The 16,539-nt window shown below is 42.9% G+C and carries 13 protein-coding genes and 1 pseudogene; 5 read left to right on the top strand and 9 right to left on the bottom strand.

Going from position 1 to position 16,539, the window contains the following annotated elements; genetic code table 11:
- Together AC1DU2_RS21740 and AC1DU2_RS21735 are read left to right on the top strand one after the other, a co-directional pair.
- A pseudogene (locus AC1DU2_RS21740) lies at positions 1-210 on the top strand (hypothetical protein); the annotation flags it as partial.
- A 159-nt stretch (positions 211-369) separates the two neighbouring features.
- Positions 370-1,143: a C1 family peptidase gene (locus AC1DU2_RS21735; RefSeq protein ID WP_477386817.1), complete on the top strand. Its 774-nt coding sequence runs from the start codon at positions 370-372 to the stop codon at positions 1,141-1,143.
- A 420-nt stretch (positions 1,144-1,563) separates the two neighbouring features.
- On the opposite strand, the gene AC1DU2_RS21730 is transcribed toward AC1DU2_RS21735, so the two are convergent.
- On the bottom strand, positions 1,564-2,148 hold the full coding sequence (locus tag AC1DU2_RS21730; RefSeq protein WP_477368685.1) for an LOG family protein: 585 nt from the start codon (positions 2,146-2,148) through the stop codon (positions 1,564-1,566).
- 18 nt (positions 2,149-2,166) lie between these two features.
- On the bottom strand, positions 2,167-2,706 hold the full coding sequence (locus AC1DU2_RS21725) for a hypothetical protein (protein WP_477386815.1): 540 nt from the start codon (positions 2,704-2,706) through the stop codon (positions 2,167-2,169).
- 290 nt (positions 2,707-2,996) lie between these two features.
- On the opposite strand from AC1DU2_RS21725, the gene AC1DU2_RS21720 reads away from it, so the two are divergent.
- Complete coding sequence (locus AC1DU2_RS21720) at positions 2,997-3,767, top strand: hypothetical protein (RefSeq protein ID WP_477386813.1); 771 nt, start codon at positions 2,997-2,999, stop codon at positions 3,765-3,767.
- A gap of 220 nt (positions 3,768-3,987) precedes the next feature.
- Here the strand turns inward: AC1DU2_RS21720 and guaB are convergent, their stop codons facing one another.
- From guaB to lysS, 4 genes are all read right to left on the bottom strand, one after another.
- Entirely contained in the window at positions 3,988-5,460 is a 1,473-nt protein-coding gene (guaB, locus tag AC1DU2_RS21715; RefSeq protein WP_477368486.1) for an IMP dehydrogenase, read from the bottom strand.
- 194 nt (positions 5,461-5,654) lie between these two features.
- A complete protein-coding gene (locus AC1DU2_RS21710) occupies positions 5,655-6,938 on the bottom strand; it encodes a M16 family metallopeptidase (RefSeq protein ID WP_477386811.1) in 1,284 nt (427 codons plus the stop codon).
- Positions 6,939-7,117: 179 nt separating this feature from the next.
- A complete protein-coding gene (locus tag AC1DU2_RS21705) occupies positions 7,118-8,398 on the bottom strand; it encodes a M16 family metallopeptidase (RefSeq protein ID WP_477386809.1) in 1,281 nt (426 codons plus the stop codon).
- Positions 8,399-8,612: 214 nt separating this feature from the next.
- Entirely contained in the window at positions 8,613-10,334 is a 1,722-nt protein-coding gene (gene lysS, locus AC1DU2_RS21700) for a lysine--tRNA ligase (RefSeq protein ID WP_477386807.1), read from the bottom strand.
- Positions 10,335-10,560: 226 nt separating this feature from the next.
- Between lysS and AC1DU2_RS21695 the strand changes: the two genes are divergently transcribed.
- Positions 10,561-11,454 carry an SMP-30/gluconolactonase/LRE family protein gene (locus AC1DU2_RS21695; RefSeq protein WP_477368499.1) on the top strand — a complete coding sequence of 298 codons (894 nt, stop codon included), beginning with the start codon at positions 10,561-10,563 and terminating at the stop codon, positions 11,452-11,454.
- Positions 11,455-11,538: 84 nt separating this feature from the next.
- Here the strand turns inward: AC1DU2_RS21695 and AC1DU2_RS21690 are convergent, their stop codons facing one another.
- From AC1DU2_RS21690 to AC1DU2_RS21680, 3 genes are all read right to left on the bottom strand, one after another.
- Positions 11,539-11,856, bottom strand: a complete 318-nt coding sequence (locus AC1DU2_RS21690) for a hypothetical protein (protein WP_477386805.1) — start codon at positions 11,854-11,856, stop codon at positions 11,539-11,541.
- A gap of 396 nt (positions 11,857-12,252) precedes the next feature.
- Positions 12,253-12,477, bottom strand: a complete 225-nt coding sequence (locus AC1DU2_RS21685) for a hypothetical protein (protein ID WP_477368505.1) — start codon at positions 12,475-12,477, stop codon at positions 12,253-12,255.
- A gap of 664 nt (positions 12,478-13,141) precedes the next feature.
- Positions 13,142-13,537 (bottom strand): hypothetical protein, encoded by a 396-nt coding sequence (locus AC1DU2_RS21680; protein ID WP_477386803.1) that lies wholly within the window; start codon positions 13,535-13,537, stop codon positions 13,142-13,144.
- Positions 13,538-13,805: 268 nt separating this feature from the next.
- On the opposite strand from AC1DU2_RS21680, the gene ligD reads away from it, so the two are divergent.
- Positions 13,806-16,523, top strand: coding sequence for a DNA ligase D (gene ligD, locus AC1DU2_RS21675; RefSeq protein WP_477386801.1), 2,718 nt, complete (start codon positions 13,806-13,808; stop codon positions 16,521-16,523).
- Positions 16,524-16,539: the final 16 nt, after the last annotated feature.

Genomic DNA, 16,539 nt, shown 5'->3' with positions numbered 1-16,539 from the left:
GGTCATTGGTCATTGGTCATTGGTCATTGGTCATTGGTCATTGGTCATTGGTCATTGGTCATTGGTCATTGGTCATTGGTCATTGGTCATTGGTCATTGGTCATTGGTCATTGGTCATTGGTCATTGGTCATTGGTCATTGGTCATTGGTCATTTAGGGCCAAGTTTAACTGGTAGTCATTGTTTTAAAAACTTTCAAATAATCTACTGATGACTAATGACAGCGAAGCGAAATGACCAATGACAAGCGCAGCGATGATGACCAATGACAAACCAGTAGCACTACGTTTAAAATAGCGTAAAAACACGTATATATAATTACCTGGATCCATATAGCTTTACTTCACAATTACTTAGCCCCCAATCTGTCATGATACAAAAAACTCAACACTACGGCTGGACTCCCGACCTGCCCGATCATCGCGATTTAAGATATGCTGTTGTAAGGCCCGAAGCTTTAGCTAAGCCGCTACCACCAATGGTTGACATGCGGCTGCAATGCCCTCCTGTTTATGATCAAGGCCAATTAGGCTCATGCACGGCCAATGCTATAGGTGGCGCTTTTCAGTTTGAGCTGATGCGCCAAAAACTGCCGATTTTTAACCCATCGCGCCTGTTTATTTATTATAACGAACGAGTGCTGGAAGGTACCGTAAGCCAGGATAGCGGCGCCCAACTGCGCGATGGCATAAAATCAGTAGCCACCCTGGGTGTTTGCGACGAGAAACTTTGGCCGTATAATATCAAGAAATTTGCAAAAAAGCCAACAAAAACATCATTTACCAAGGCTAAAAAGAACCAGGCCCTGCAGTACACCCGCCTAAACAACGCCAACATCAGCGAGTTAAAATCGTGCCTTGCTACCGGTAATCCTTTTGTTTTTGGCTTCACCGTTTACCAGAGCTTTGAAAGTGCCACTGTTGCCCAAACCGGCATAATGCCCATGCCCTCAAAAACCGAAAGTGTTTTGGGTGGCCACGCGGTTATGGCTGCCGGGTATGACGATAGTAAAAAAGCATTCATTATCCGCAATAGCTGGGGCGACGCCTGGGGACAAAAAGGCTATTTTTTAATGCCCTATGATTACATCACCAGCACCGACCTTGCTGATGACTTTTGGACAATAACGCAGGTGGAAGGGTGATCTTTTGATGTGCAGATTTCAGATTTCAAATGTGCAGATGATTTTTCTAAGCAAGTTTAATGTCTGAAATCTGTCGTTTTTGCTAAACCGGGATTCAGCAGATTAATGGGATTTTGTCTCAAATAATTCTTTCAATCTGCACATCTGAAACGGCGACGCCCTTAACGCAGTTATCTGCACGCCTGCACATCAAAAAATCTTGATACTTGCTACTAACTACTTGATACTTTTTTATGGTGTTGCCTTCGGCCGGGCTTTTTGTTCATACGCCTGCAGGCATTACGCGCGTTGGCCGGTATCCACGCCAATCCCTAACACATTTGTTTGAATCAGAATTTTCAGGATTTAAGAATTAACAGAAATTGGTATAGCCCCCTTTTGCGAACTTCCCTTTTTGAATTTTGACTTTTGAATTTTGACTTAAGAAAGGTTTCTATCCTTAAACCAAACTTCGTCGGGCTTGGCGTCGAAGTTGCTCATCAGGCTTACCAGTTCAATTGGATCGCCAGAGGTAATCACCAGTTCGCGGTTGGCGGGTTTCAGGAATTTTTGCTCAACCATTACATCCAGTTGTTTTAGCAATGAATCGTAATATCCACCGGTATTAAGCAGGCCTATCGGGTGGCTGTGCAGGCCTAACTGCAGCCAGGTAAGTACTTCAAAAAACTCTTCAAGGGTACCCAGTCCGCCGGGCAGGGTAATGATTCCATCGCACAAATCATTCATCATTTGCTTGCGCTGGTGCATGTTATCTACAATATGCAACTCGGTTAGCCCGGTATGCCCAACTTCCTTATCCATCAAAAACTGGGGTATCACCCCTATCGCTTTACCGCCACGGCTTAAAATGGCATCGGCTATCAGCCCCATAACACCAACTTTACCGCCACCAAATACCAGGGTAATATCGCGGCTTACCATAACTTCGGCCAGTTGCTCAATAGCTTGTTTTAATAAAGGATCGCCGTTAAAGTTGGCGCCGCAGAATACGGAGATGGATTTCATTTATCTAAATTGATATAGTTATGGTTGCGTAAATAGTTTGATGATCAAGCTTCTGTATTCCTCATCTTTCTCTGCAAGTTCGACAACCTGCTGACCTTTGCGAACATTCAGAAACACTTCTGCTTCATCGCCGTCAGGAGTATCAAAAAACAACTTCAGCTGATTTAAGTAGTTCTGATCGGTATTGGCGTTGTTCACTAAAGCTTTGGCAAATATATCAAGATCAACAAAAGCTGCCGGTATCTTATCAACAAACTTTTTATTGGTATCAACCTTAATCTTATAAATTTCGGCAAGCGCATTCCTGAAATCGTCGCTCTTTTTACCAAGGCTCCTGATCATGACACCTTTACCGAACCCATTTTCGCCCTGGTTTGTATTTTTGGGTATCGCTACCTCAAAGCCAACAAGCTTTTGCTTATATTTTGCCTGTAAATCATACACGAACGATTTATCAACTTCTTTGATGTTGACTACAGAAAAACGAACATCACCGCCCCAAACGTTTTCGCCGTTGTCTTTATTAAGTAGATCAATAACATGTTCATTGTTGTGCATATTGCACCCCGTTAAAAATACTGTTATCAATAATGAACAAAAAAACACCATTTTAAATAATCGCATATAATTTAATTTGTCCGGTCAAATTACTGCTTTCTTTTTTAATGTTTTACACAAAATCAGTTTCGCATTATACTATCAGGACCGGCGAACTGGTTAGGATGCTAATGAAATGTGAAATACCCAATCGCACTGGATAGTATTATCCATTAACTTTAGCCGTTTATCCATTTAATACGTATTATTACATAATTACATTTACCAAACCTTATAAACCAAACATCCATATGAAAAAAGCCTTAATCCTTGCAGCCGTATTATTTACAATCGGCCTTAAAAGTACTTTTGCCCAAACTGTTACCAATCCCGATATTGAAACTACTGACAGCCCGACAAGCACCATCACCAAAATTGAGACGGATCAACAGTATACCGTAGTAAGTTTTAGGCATTATGCCGGCAGTGATAACGCCTGGGCCGTGCTTAACAAGGAAATTTATATTCAAACAGACGTTGATAATAAACATTACGGGTACGTAAAATCGGAAGGGATTGCCGTAGCTCCTGAGACGAGGAACACCTTAAAAAAACTAAATGATAAGCTGGAGTTTAAAGTGTATTTTAAAAAGATTCCCGCCAACACCAAAACCATCGATATTATTGAACGCGCCGGCAAACGGAGTGATGGAATAAACTATTTTAATTTTTATAACGTTGATGTTATACATTCATCGCCTGGGGATAAGGGCATAAAAATAACCAACGTGGAATTATTACCACCACCACCGGCGAATACCGACACTGTTAAAGGTTTATTTTATGGACACGGTAATGAAATGGCAAACGCCATGGCCCCCATGTATACATCCATGGTAAAAAGCTTGCTTGACGCTCAATTTGCTTATTACCAGCAGCCCGGAAAAATAGCCGAGATAGCAAAACTAAATAAAGAGTATTTTGATGCCCTTACCAAAGAGGGTTTTACCAACGACCAGGCTTTAAAAATAATAACATCAAACAGTATCATCCCAAAGTCGGCATCCATTAACGGCCAGTAATTAGCGGCCAAAGCTTCTTTAGTTTTTTAATTATTGAATTATCGATTTATTGAATTGTTGAATTGTTGAATGACTGTGAATAAAATTCAATAATTCAGTCATTCAATAATTCAATAATTGCTTACCTGCTTGTGTAATTAGGGGCTTCTTTAGTTTTTTAATTATTGAATGACTGTGAATAAAATTCAATAATTCAGTCATTCAATAATTCAATAATTGCTTACCTGCTTGTGTAATTAGGAGCCTCCTTAGTAATGGTAATATCGTGCGGGTGGCTTTCGCGCATGCCGGCTGCGGTTATGCGTACAAATTTGGCGCGTTGCAGATCTTCTATATTGGCGGCACCACAGTAGTGCATGCCGGCGCGTAAACCGCCAATGTACTGGAATATTACTTCGCCCATGTTGCCTTTAAATGGCACACGGCCTACAATGCCTTCAGGTACCAGTTTAGTTACCACATCGGTTTCGTCCTGGAAATAACGGTCCTTCGATCCTTTTGCCATGGCCTCAACCGAACCCATACCGCGGTACGATTTAAACTTACGGCCTTCATATATAATAGTTTCGCCCGGTGATTCTTCCACACCTGCAAACAGTGAGCCTGCCATGATAGAGCTTGCACCGGCTGCAATAGCCTTTACAATGTCGCCGGTTTGTTTGATACCACCATCGGCAATAACCGGGATGCCACGGCCTTCTAATGCTTTAGCACACTCGTAAACGGCGTATAGCTGTGGTACACCCACACCTGCAATAATACGGGTAGTACAAATTGAACCCGGACCAATACCTACTTTAACGGCATCGGCGCCAGCATCTGCAAGGGCAATAGCCGCATCGCCTGTGGCAATGTTACCGGCAATAACCTGCAGGTTTGGATGCAAAGCTTTAATAGCTTTCACCATATCAATAACCCCTTTGCTGTGGCCGTGGGCTGTATCAACAGTAACCACATCAACACCGGCATTTACCAGGGCGGTTACGCGGTCGATATTGTCGGCAGCAACGCCTACGGCGGCGCCTACACGCAGGCGACCAAACTCGTCTTTACAGGCATTGGGGAAGTTTTTAACCTTCTGAATGTCTTTGTATGTAATTAAGCCTACCAGCTTACCATTGGTATTTACAACCGGTAACTTTTCAATTTTATTGCTTTGCAGTATCGCTGCAGCTTCGGTAAGTGTAGTGCCTTCGGGAGCCGTGATCAGGTTGATTTTGGTCATTACCGAGCTAACGGGAACGCTCATATCTTTTTGGAAACGCAGATCGCGGTTGGTGATAATACCTTTAAGGCGATGATCGGCATCAATTACCGGGATACCACCGATGCTAAACTCCTTCATGATCTGGAATGCATCTGCAAGCAGGGCATCTTCCAGCAAAGTAACAGGATCCTGGATCATGCCGCTTTCAGATCGTTTAACTTTACGAACTTCATCGGCCTGGGCCTGTATGGTCATATTTTTATGCAGCATACCTATACCACCCGCCTGGGCAATGGCAATAGCCAGGCCAGATTCGGTAACAGTATCCATAGCTGCCGAAATAATGGGAATGTTTAAACGGATGTTTTTTGTTAACCAGCTGCTGGTGTTAACATCGCGCGGTAATACTTCTGAATAAGCGGGGAGTAGTAAAACGTCGTCGTAAGTTAATCCTTCGGCAACAAATTTAGATGGGTCTAACTGCATAGCAAATAATTATTTTGGAGTTATTATTTGCCGGGCAAAGCTAACTTTTTATTTCGGATTTCGGAATTGAGATTTCGGAATTATTTAAAAATTGCCTTTCTGTGATATTTGGGGAAATTTCGAATTTCGGATGTTCGATTTCGGAATTAAAGACCGAAATCCGAAATCGAACATCCGAAATCCCAAATCAAAAATTAATACTTGCCCACTATCACTTTATAGAAACGATCAAAGTGGAAATATTTATTGGCTAATTCCAATAACCTTGCCGAGTCGACACTTTTTACGGTGGCGGCATACCTATCGTAATAATCATAGTCCAAACCGGCAAAATAGATGCTCTTGAATTTATCGGCATGCGAAAACACATTCTCCAGGCTGCCTAACAGCGAACCTAACATGTAGTTGCGTACCAATGAAAGCTCCTCGTCGGGGATCAGTTCGGTTTTCAGGATATTGATTTCCTTTTCAATTTCGGCAAGGGCTGGTTTGCAAACATCTGCACCAACCTCGGTGGCTACAAAGAATGATCCGCCTTGCTTAAATGAGCCCAAGCCCGAGCCAATACCATACGTGTAACCTTTATCCTCGCGGATGTTGGCCATCAACCTCGACCCGAAATAGCCACCCAAAACCGTATTCAATACCTGCAATTGCTGAAAATCCGGATGGTTGCGGTTAATCATTGGTGTACCTATCCTAATAGCTGATTGCAAGGCTTCGGGCTTTTCAGTAAAGTAAAACAACTCTGTAGCCGGTACAATTTCCGGTTGGGTAGTATCGGCGGGTTTATCGCCGTTAACCCAGCCTTTATCAAAGGTATCCGTAATAAGCGTTAAAGTTTCCGGTTCAATTTTACCTGAAATAATAATGGTGCAATTTGATGGCTGGTATTGCTCTTTATAATGCGCAGCCAATTCATCGCGCTGTAGGGCTTTATAATTATCAAAGCTTGCACCCACCCCGTATATGGTATCGCCATAAACGGCCTTGTTAAAATTGCGGCGGCCAACAACATCATTTTTTTGCAGGCTAACCTGTAGTTTTTGCTGCTGGTTGCGTTTAAAGGTTTCCAATTCCTTCTCGGGGAAGGTTGAGTTGGTTAAAATATCAACAATAACGGGCAAGGTATGGTGCAGGTGCTTGTTAAGGCTGTACAATACAACCTGCGAGTTTTCGTACCCGTATTCAACCTGCAAAAAGGCACCGTAAAAATCAACCTTATCGGCAATCTGGGCCGCTGTTAGCGTGCTGGTACCTTCGGTAAGCATGGTATTTACGGCCATGTTTAACAGCGGCAGCGCCGGGTTAAAACGCAGGTTGCCAAAAATCCATTCTATACGTACCAATTCCTGGTCGCCGGAGTTAAAGCAAAATATATTACAGCCGTTATCGAGCTTTTTATGCGCGGGGCGTATCAGGCTTATATTATCGATAGCCTTAAAATCGGGGGCTAATGTTCTATCTATTGTGGTCATTGGTCGGTGTCATTAGTCATTGGTTCTTTTCTGAACCTGAATTCGTCGAATTAAAGAATGGCCGGAATTAAGAAGAAATAAATTCAAAAAATTCCTTAATTCGACGAATTCAGGTTCAGACAAACTCCAATTCTGTTAATTCTCTAATTCTGAAAACAGCGTAGCTTTCTTGAACTTCATCAAGATAAACTCGCCGTGAAAACTTCTGATTCAGAAACTTCTTCTTTCTCGGCCAGGTATATCAGCGTTGATGAATTATCTTTCCTGAATATCTTGTTGGCAGCTTCTTTGATCTGCGCAGGGGTTACGGCCAGGTATTTGGCGGTTTCCTGGTTCAGCAGGTCGGCATCGCCCAACAACTCAAACGAGGCCAGGTTCATGGCCTTATCCAACAGCGACATTTCAGAAAACACCATGGTCGATTCGGTTTTGTTTTGCACCTTGGTTAATTCATCAGCCGGGATATCGGTAGCTTTTACTTTTTCCAACTCATCCCAAAACGCGGCTTCGGCCTGCTCAATGCTAACGTTTTCCAGGGGTTTTCCCTCTAACACAAACATACCTTTATCCAGGCTGCCGGTAATATAGGCATGTACCTCGCTAAAAATTTGCTTATCCTGCACCAAACTGCGGTACAAACGTGAGGAGTGCCCACGCGAAAGGATATCGCTCAGTAGTTCCACCGGGTAATAATCATTATCCAGCCTTGCTCCCATCTGGAAGGCGATGTACACATCGTTCAACGGTACTTTGGCGGTAACCGTTTCGCGGCGTTCGTCATGCTGTTCGGGCTCCTGCGGCAGGTTGCGTGTGTATTTATCGCCGGCGGGGATTGGGCCAAACCATTTTTCGGAGAGTTTTTTTACCTCTTCGGTTGTGATATTGCCCCCAACTACCATAATGGCATTTTGCGGGTTATAATGTTTTTTAAAGAATGCTTTCACATCCTCAATTTTGGCATCCTCGATGTGCTTGATGGTTTTACCAATGGTAGCCCAACGGTACGCGTGCTGTTTATAAACCAACGGGCGCAGCTTTAGCCAAACATCGCCGTAAGGCTGGTTAAGGTAACGCTGTTTAAACTCCTCTATTACCACGTTGCGCTGCACCTCAAGGCTTTTCTCGCTAAAGGCGAGGTTTAACATGCGGTCGCTCTCAAGCCAAAATGCCGTTTCGATATTGGCCGACGGCAGGGTGATGTAATAGTTGGTGATATCGTTACTGGTAAAAGCATTGTTTTCGCCTCCTACCCTTTGCAGTGGCTCATCGTAGCTGGGAATATTTACAGATCCGCCGAACATCAGGTGTTCAAACAAATGAGCAAAGCCGGTTTGCTCGGGATCTTCGTCGCGTGCACCAACATCATACAGAATGTTGAGCACTGCCATAGGCGTGGTATTATCTTCATGAACAATAACCCGGAGGCCATTATCCAGTGTAAACCGGTTGAATTTAACCATGGATAGTTCTTATTTTAACAAAGCAAATGTAAAACTTTTGACGACAATCGGGGAGGAGAGTCAAGAATTAAGAGTCAAGAATCAAGATGGAAGAAAACGGGCACGCAGCAGCGGGTACAAAAGGCACCGTTAACTGATCAAAAAACGACCGCGAATTTCCTTTGAATAAGGCACTTCGCGATCGTGGTAAAGGTAACGTTAGTTTTCTTGTATATTATTCAAACCAGGCCATCACCACTTCTTTTGTGGGCATGGTAATGTCCAGTTTTAATTTTTTACGCATACCGCCAAGGTCGTTAAATACTTTGTTGGGGTTGCCGGCTTTTAGTTCTTCTACGGTGTTAAAACCCATTTTATTTAACACGGGCACCCACTCGGCAGGTACGCCAATGTTTATAAAATCTTCGGCTGTAACAACTTTGGCTTTTTTCTCGGGGCGCATCTGCGGGAAGAACAATACTTCCTGGATGGTGCTCTGGTTGGTCATCAGCATCACTAACCTGTCGATACCAATACCAAGGCCCGATGTTGGCGGCATACCGTATTCCAAGGCGCGTAAAAAGTCGTCGTCCATGGCCATGGCTTCATCATCGCCCCTGCCTGCAAGTATCAACTGCTCCTCTAAGCGCTCGCGCTGGTCAATCGGGTCATTTAACTCCGAGTAGGCGTTAGCTATTTCTTTACCATTTACAAACAACTCAAAACGCTCTACCAGGCCATCTTTGGTGCGATGTTTTTTGGCAAGCGGGGTCATTTCGATTGGGTAATCGGTAATGTAAGTTGGCTGGATCAGGTTATGCTCAACCTTGGCACTGAAGATCTCGTCAATCAGTTTGCCTTTGCCCATAGTTGGGTTAACTTCTATTTTCAGTTCGGCACAGGTATCGCGCAAAGCGGCTTCATCCATAGCCGATACATCTATTCCGGTATATTTCAGGATAGAATCGTACATAGATAACTTTTCGTACGGACCGGCAAAGTTGATCTCGTTGCTGCCCACCTGCACCACGGGAATACCATGAACAGCTTTGGCAACGGTTTCTAAACATTCTTCAACCATGGCCATCATCCATATATAGTCTTTATAGGCTACATAAATTTCCATGGCAGTAAATTCCGGGTTATGGGTACGGTCCATACCCTCGTTACGGAACATTTTACCAAACTCATATACACCATCAAAACCCGCAACAATAAGGCGTTTCAGGTAAAGCTCATTGGCTATGCGCAAAAACAATGGCATATCCAGCGTATTGTGGTGCGTGGCAAACGGACGAGCCGCTGCGCCGCCATGTACCGGCTGCAGTATGGGAGTTTCAACCTCCATCCACCCCTGCGCGTTAAAATAATTACGCATGCTGCTGATTACTTTGGACCGGTTGATGAATATTTGTTTGTAGGCCGGATTAACCGTTAAATCAACATAACGCTGGCGGTAACGCAACTCAGGGTCTGTAAAGCCATCATGAATGGTTCCGTCGTCCTCCCGCTTAACAACCGGTAGCGGTTTAAGCGATTTGGAAAGCACAATCAATTCACGAACGTGGACCGAAATCTCGCCTGTTTGCGTTAAAAACACATAGCCTTTAATGCCTATGTAATCGCCTATGTCAAGCAGTTTTTTAAATACGGTGTTGTATAAAGTTTTATCCTCATCGGGGCAAATATCATCGCGTTTCAGGTATACCTGGATACGGCCGGTTGAATCCTGGATCTCGGCAAACGATGCGTTGCCCATAATACGACGGGTCATGATACGGCCTGCAATAACTACATTTTGGTAGGCCTCGGGTTTTATTGCAAAATTATCGGTAATATCCTGTGCCCAGGCGTTAACATCAAATGCTTCGGCGGGGTACGGGTTTATGCCCAGTTCCCTTAATTTTTGTAAAGATTCGCGGCGGATAATTTCCTGCTCGGATAGTGCAATACTCATGTTTTGAACGGTATTTTTAATAAAGGTGCAAAAATAGCGTTTTTAATGGTTTTGTAAGACCGTAGAGACGCAATATTTTGCGTCTCCTGCCAGATGAGGAAATTTGCAGAACTCAATTTGCATGATTGATTTGAATATCGGAGACGCAAAATATTGCGTCTCTACAACGAAAACCTTTTTTCTAACTCAAAAACAACATACATTAGCAAACCAATTATCTGATATCGTGAAAAAACTACCGTTGTTAATTTCGTGCTTATTAACATTATCCTATAGCGCATTTGCGCAGGATACCACCAACCTTTACAACGCCGGCACCAAAGCTGTGTTAATTGCCAAACAATTCTCGTTTACCGAGGGACCGGCGGTTGACAAAAAAGGTAATGTATTTTTTACAGATCAGCCCAACAACAAGATCTGGAAGTATAGCACAGATGGCAAACTATCTGTTTTTATGGATAGCGCCGGCCGCAGTAACGGGATGGATTTTGACAGCAAAGGTAACCTGATCAGCTGTGCCGATGGCAAAAATGAACTTTGGTCTATCAGCCCCAAAGGAAAAATAGAAGTATTGCTTACCGGCTATAAAGGGCAAATATTTAACGGACCAAATGACGTTTGGGTAAGGCCCGATGGCGGGCTGTATATTACCGACCCCTATTATCAACGCGACTATTGGACACACAAAAAGCCCCAACTTGACGGCCAAAAGCTTTATTACCTGGCCAAAGGCAAACACGAAGCGGTTATGGTTGACGATAAATTTAAGCAGCCGAATGGTATAGTAGGCACTGCCGATGGCAAACATCTTTTTGTAGCCGATATAGGCGATAACAAAACCTATCGCTATGATATCAATAAAGACGGCTCATTAAGCGATAAAATGCTTTTTACCTCGCAGGGATCAGACGGGATGACGATTGACGAACTGGGCGACATATACCTTACCGGCAAAGGCGTTACCATTTTTAATGCAAAAGGCGAAAAAATTGGCCACATTGATATTGATGAACCCTGGACGGCCAACATTTGTTTTAGCGGTAAAAATCGGGATGTATTATTTATAACGGCTTCGAAGGCGGTGTATACGTTTCAGATGAAAGTAAAAGGGACCAATTAAGTCGGAAGTCTTAAGTCATGAGTCTTAAGCCGGATTTAGTTCTTTTGACTTGAAATTTAGGGCTTTCGACTATATATTAAAGTACTATGCTTTCTGTTGTAATATAGATATAATTTGCTGCTGCTCGCCGTTGCTGAGCAAATCACCTTCGTAGTGCCATGGTCCTGATTGGGGGAAATAGATTGTGCCTAAGTAATCCGGATTATCCTCATCGGCTAAAGTGGGGCCATCGCCATCAATCTCCATTTCTTCCGTAAACAGCATTGACTCATTGTCGACCGAAGTTTTATAAATTTTATATACACCCGTATCGGCAAGATCATGTTCCAATACCGGTTCGATGATAATGTTTCGTGAACTGCCGTCGGCGTGCTTTAAATCTGCGTAGACCGGATTTTTCATAAGCTAAGAAATTTCATAGTATTACAAAAAGAGGCTGTGTTTTGTTTGGCTATAAGGGCAAACTTGGTTGGAGTATAAAATCTCAGCCGTTCCTACTTCTATCTATTCCGAGAGAAGGGATACGGGTTTGACGAACGATTGCAATAATGACAACTTTTCTTGCCGGTTGATCAACCATGAAATGTATTGCGAAAGGAAACTCGTCGGTAAAAGCTGTCCTTATGTTCTGATACTTAATTTCGTATCCAAGGGGATTTTTTTGCAGTCTGCTTATACTTTGTTTTACTTCCCGTTCAAATTCTTTGTCCAAGCCAGCTTTCTGATTTTTATACCATTCTCTTGCTTAAATCAGATCTGCCTTTACAATACCGAAATACGATAAACTATATTTCATTTTTATTTATCCAACTCGTCAAACAAGGTTTCAATTGGATGAATATCATTGGGATTATTTTTCAAGGACTCAAGTCGGGCATCTATCAAATCCTTATGCCATTGAGGTATTTGATTATCTATATTATCCACGTCAGGATATTTGCTTTTTATCATCTCCCATTCTTTGATAGGGACCTGAACAGCTGTAACTTGTCCTTTTTTGTCAGAAATATATTGTACAGTCATGTTACCAAATTTAAAGATTATTCCAAAAGCAATCAAGAAGATGCGGATTTATAATTAAAAACCATTAGAAACAAGAAGCGCCCTCTGATGGGCAGGGGCGCGTTCTAACCAATTATAAACCTAAATTATGAGAAGAGCTGTAAGGGAGGTCTCGAACCTTCTGGTGCTGCCGTTCAGCGCCTTACAAATACTACACTGCAAATATACAACACATCTTTTATTTTGCAAATATTTTAAGTAAAAAAGTCAACTATTAACAATTTAATAATATAATAACAGTTTAACTGCGATATTGATAATAAATAATTGTCATTTAAACACATTATTTGCCTGTATATCAATATGTTCATTTAACGCAATAATAATACCAATAGTGCCCTACGATTAAAATATTTTGAGTATTTGTTGGTTATGTTGATGACTTTTGCAGATTTTGACGTGATTTATTAAAAACCACGTCTTTATCAGATAAAAAACTGTAATAACCCTGCTTCAAGGCAGCATGCTTTTGTACTTTAAGCAGCACAAATAGTTCTTAATGAACTACTAACTGCATCCGAATTGGGAAAATTTTGCCCAGGCGCACAAAACAAAGCCGCCATGGCAAATCAAGGCGGCTTATTATAGTGCAGGGTTTAAATCTTCTCCCGCAAAATACAATTAGTTAGTTCTGCGGTGCTGGCGATGCCTTCGCTTCTCTCCTGGCCGCCTTTTTTTGTTTTTGGGCTTCTACAAAAGCCAGGTATTTTGTTTTTTGTTCGGCTGTTAAAATGGCTTCCAGTTTGGCTTGCGCGTTGTAACGGATCTGCTTATGTGAATATTTTTGTTCTTTTTTATCATTTGTACCTTTAAGGGTCTTCAAACTATCAAGTCCTCTACCCTGCTCCAGCAGTACCGCATTTACCTGGGTTATCTGGCTGTTGCTTAAGTTAAGCTGTTTGGCCAATACCTTAGTTTGTTTTGCAGCCCGTAATGCCGGTGTCGCCTTTACTTTTTCCTGTGCATGTGCAAACAAGCCCAGCCCTGCTATAAAAGCTATCATCATGAATACCTTTTTCATAGTTATGTTTTTTAGGAGTATGACTGATGTTTGAAGTATTGGTTTAAATAATGAACAACAACCGACAAAAAGGCAGGGACGTTTTTTGGGACGCCATAACAACCAATAAACTTGTGTGTGTATACCTGATACAGACGGCATACTCATTAATTCGATAAAAGATTCATCTTGCCAAATCTTGCCACCTTGCAATACTAATGAACCAATGAACTAATCAAAAACTTTCCTCATCAACATAATGTTATCTCCTTAATCAAACATCATTACCATGAGCCTGGAAAAATATGAAAAAAAGCGGGATTTCACCAAAACCGCCGAACCCAAAGCCGGAAAAAGCAAGGATAAAAACAGCCTCATTTTTGTAATACAAAAGCATGATGCTTCGCGGCTGCATTATGATTTCAGGCTGGAGATGGGCGGCGTACTCAAAAGCTGGGCGGTGCCCAAAGGACCATCAACGGATCCAAAAACCAAAAGGCTAGCCATGATGGTTGAAGATCATCCTTATGATTACCGCAACTTTGAAGGCATCATCCCCGAAGGCGAATATGGCGGCGGTACGGTTATCGTTTGGGACGAAGGCACCTACGAACCAATCGAAAAAATTAAAGGCAAAAAAGAGCAGGAAAAGTACCTGTTACGGGAGCTCGAATCCGGGTCGGTAAAAATAAAGCTTCATGGCGAGAAGCTCCGTGGCGAATTTGCCCTTGTAAAAACCCACGGCATGGGCGATAACGCCTGGCTGCTTATAAAACACGATGACGACTTTGCATCAAAAAAAGATATTACCAAAGAAGATAAATCCGTAATATCGGGCAAAACCATTGAAATGATGGAAAAAACCAGCGATAAGGTTTGGCATAGCGGCCACGAGGAAAAAATGGAAAATCCTGAAAAATCGTCGGCAAAAAAAAAGTCCGCCAAACCCGCCGAACCTGATGAAAGCGTAGCCGAACCGGAAGATATTAATGTAGATACCCTATTAAAAAAAGCCCCCAAAGCTAAAATACCCACCAGCATCAAGCCCATGCTGGCCACCTTGGTTGATGAACCTTTTGACGACCCCGATTGGGTTTACGAGGTAAAATGGGATGGTTACCGCACGCTTGCATTTGTTAATAAAGGAGAGGTGGAGCTATTGTCCCGTAACAATAAAACATTTAACGAAAAATTTTACCCTATCCACAAACTACTACGGGGATGGAAGATTAATGCGGTATTGGATGGCGAGATCCTGGTTTTGAACGATAAAGGCATCTCCAATTTCGGTAACCTGCAAAACTGGCGCAGCGAGGCCGATGGCGAACTGGTTTATTATGTTTTTGATATTTTATGGTACGATGGCAAAAACCTGATGGACTTGCCCCTGTCTCAACGGCAAGCCATACTCAAACAGGTTTTACCAGCCGACGATGACCGCGTGCGCGCCAGTAAAGTGTTTGACGCTAGCGGCATTGATTTTTTTAAGGCGGCTGAGCGGATGGGCTTAGAAGGCATTATTGCAAAAAAAGCCGATAGCACCTATGCTTCAGATACGCGCGCTAAAGAATGGTTAAAGATTAAAGTGCACAAACGGCAGGAAGTAGTAATAGCTGGCTTCACCAAAAACGAGGATACATCTAAACAGTTCAGTTCATTGCTGCTGGGTGTTTATGAGGGTAAAAACCTGCAATATGTAGGTAAAGTGGGTACCGGTTTTTCGGATAAAGTACAAAAGGAAATGATGGCACAATTTAAGCCATTAATAACCGATAAAAGTCCTTTTGATACTATTCCCGATGTAAACAAACCATCGCGTTTCAGGCCAAATCCGCCCAAAGCCAAGGCAACATGGCTAAAGCCCCAGCTGGTTTGCGAAGTAGCTTTTAGCGAAGTCACCAGCGACGGGGTGTTCCGTCACCCATCATTCCAGGGTATGCGCGTTGATAAAAAGGCAACAGATGTAATACGCGAGGTTGCAGAACCCACCGGGACAGCTATTGAACAAGTGGAAGAGAAACATGAAGATAACCATGCATCGGCCATAAAACCACCAAAAGAGAAAGGAAGAAAAACCTTGCTAAACCCAACTGACGAAACCCAGGTGCGCAAAATTTGCGGCCATGATTTGAAGTTTACCCACCTGAGCAAAATTTACTGGCCCGAGGATAAGGTAACCAAGCGCGATATGTTTAACTACTATTACCAGGTAGCGGAGTACATTTTGCCATACCTGAAAGATCGCCCCATGTCGCTTAACCGGTTTCCTGGCGGTATTCACGGCCCAAGTTTTTACCAAAAAGATGTAAAAGGCAAAGCGCCCGATTGGGTAAAAACATTTCCATATACCAACGGCGAGGGCGAGCACAAAGAATATTTGGTTGGCACCGATGAGGCAAGCCTGCTATGGATGGCATCATTAGGCTGCATCGAGATGAACCCCTGGTTCAGTCGTATTCAATCGCCCGACAACCCGGATTATTGCGTGATAGACCTTGACCCCGATAAAAACACCTTCGACCAGGTTATTGCAGCAGCGCTGGAAGTAAAAAAAGTACTGGATGCCATCGATGTTCCCTCCTACTGCAAAACTTCCGGTTCAACCGGGATGCACATTTATATTCCTACTGATGCCAAATACAGTTATGATCAAACCCAATTATTCGCCCGCATCATTGTAAACATCGTTCACAAACAAATACCGGATTATACCAGCCTGGAACGTATGGTAGCCAACCGTAAAGGTAAAATGTATCTTGATTTTTTACAAAACCGCCCCGGCGCTACCATAGCCGGCCCGTACTCACTCCGTCCCAAAATTGGCGCCACCGTATCTATGCCCCTCCACTGGGACGAAGTAAAACCCGGCCTCACCATGAAACATTTTACCATATTCAATTCAATTGGCAGGCTAAAAGTTGAAGGTGATTTATTTAAAGGGATATTAGGAAAGGCCATCGATTTGGAGAAAACAATGGAAAAAGCTAAATCGATTTTCGGTAAATAGTCATTGGTCACCAAGT

The organism is Mucilaginibacter sp. P4_C11 (assembly GCF_056402115.1).
Note: the sequence above shows the minus strand (reverse complement) of the source record. Positions and strands in the feature narration are given on the sequence as shown.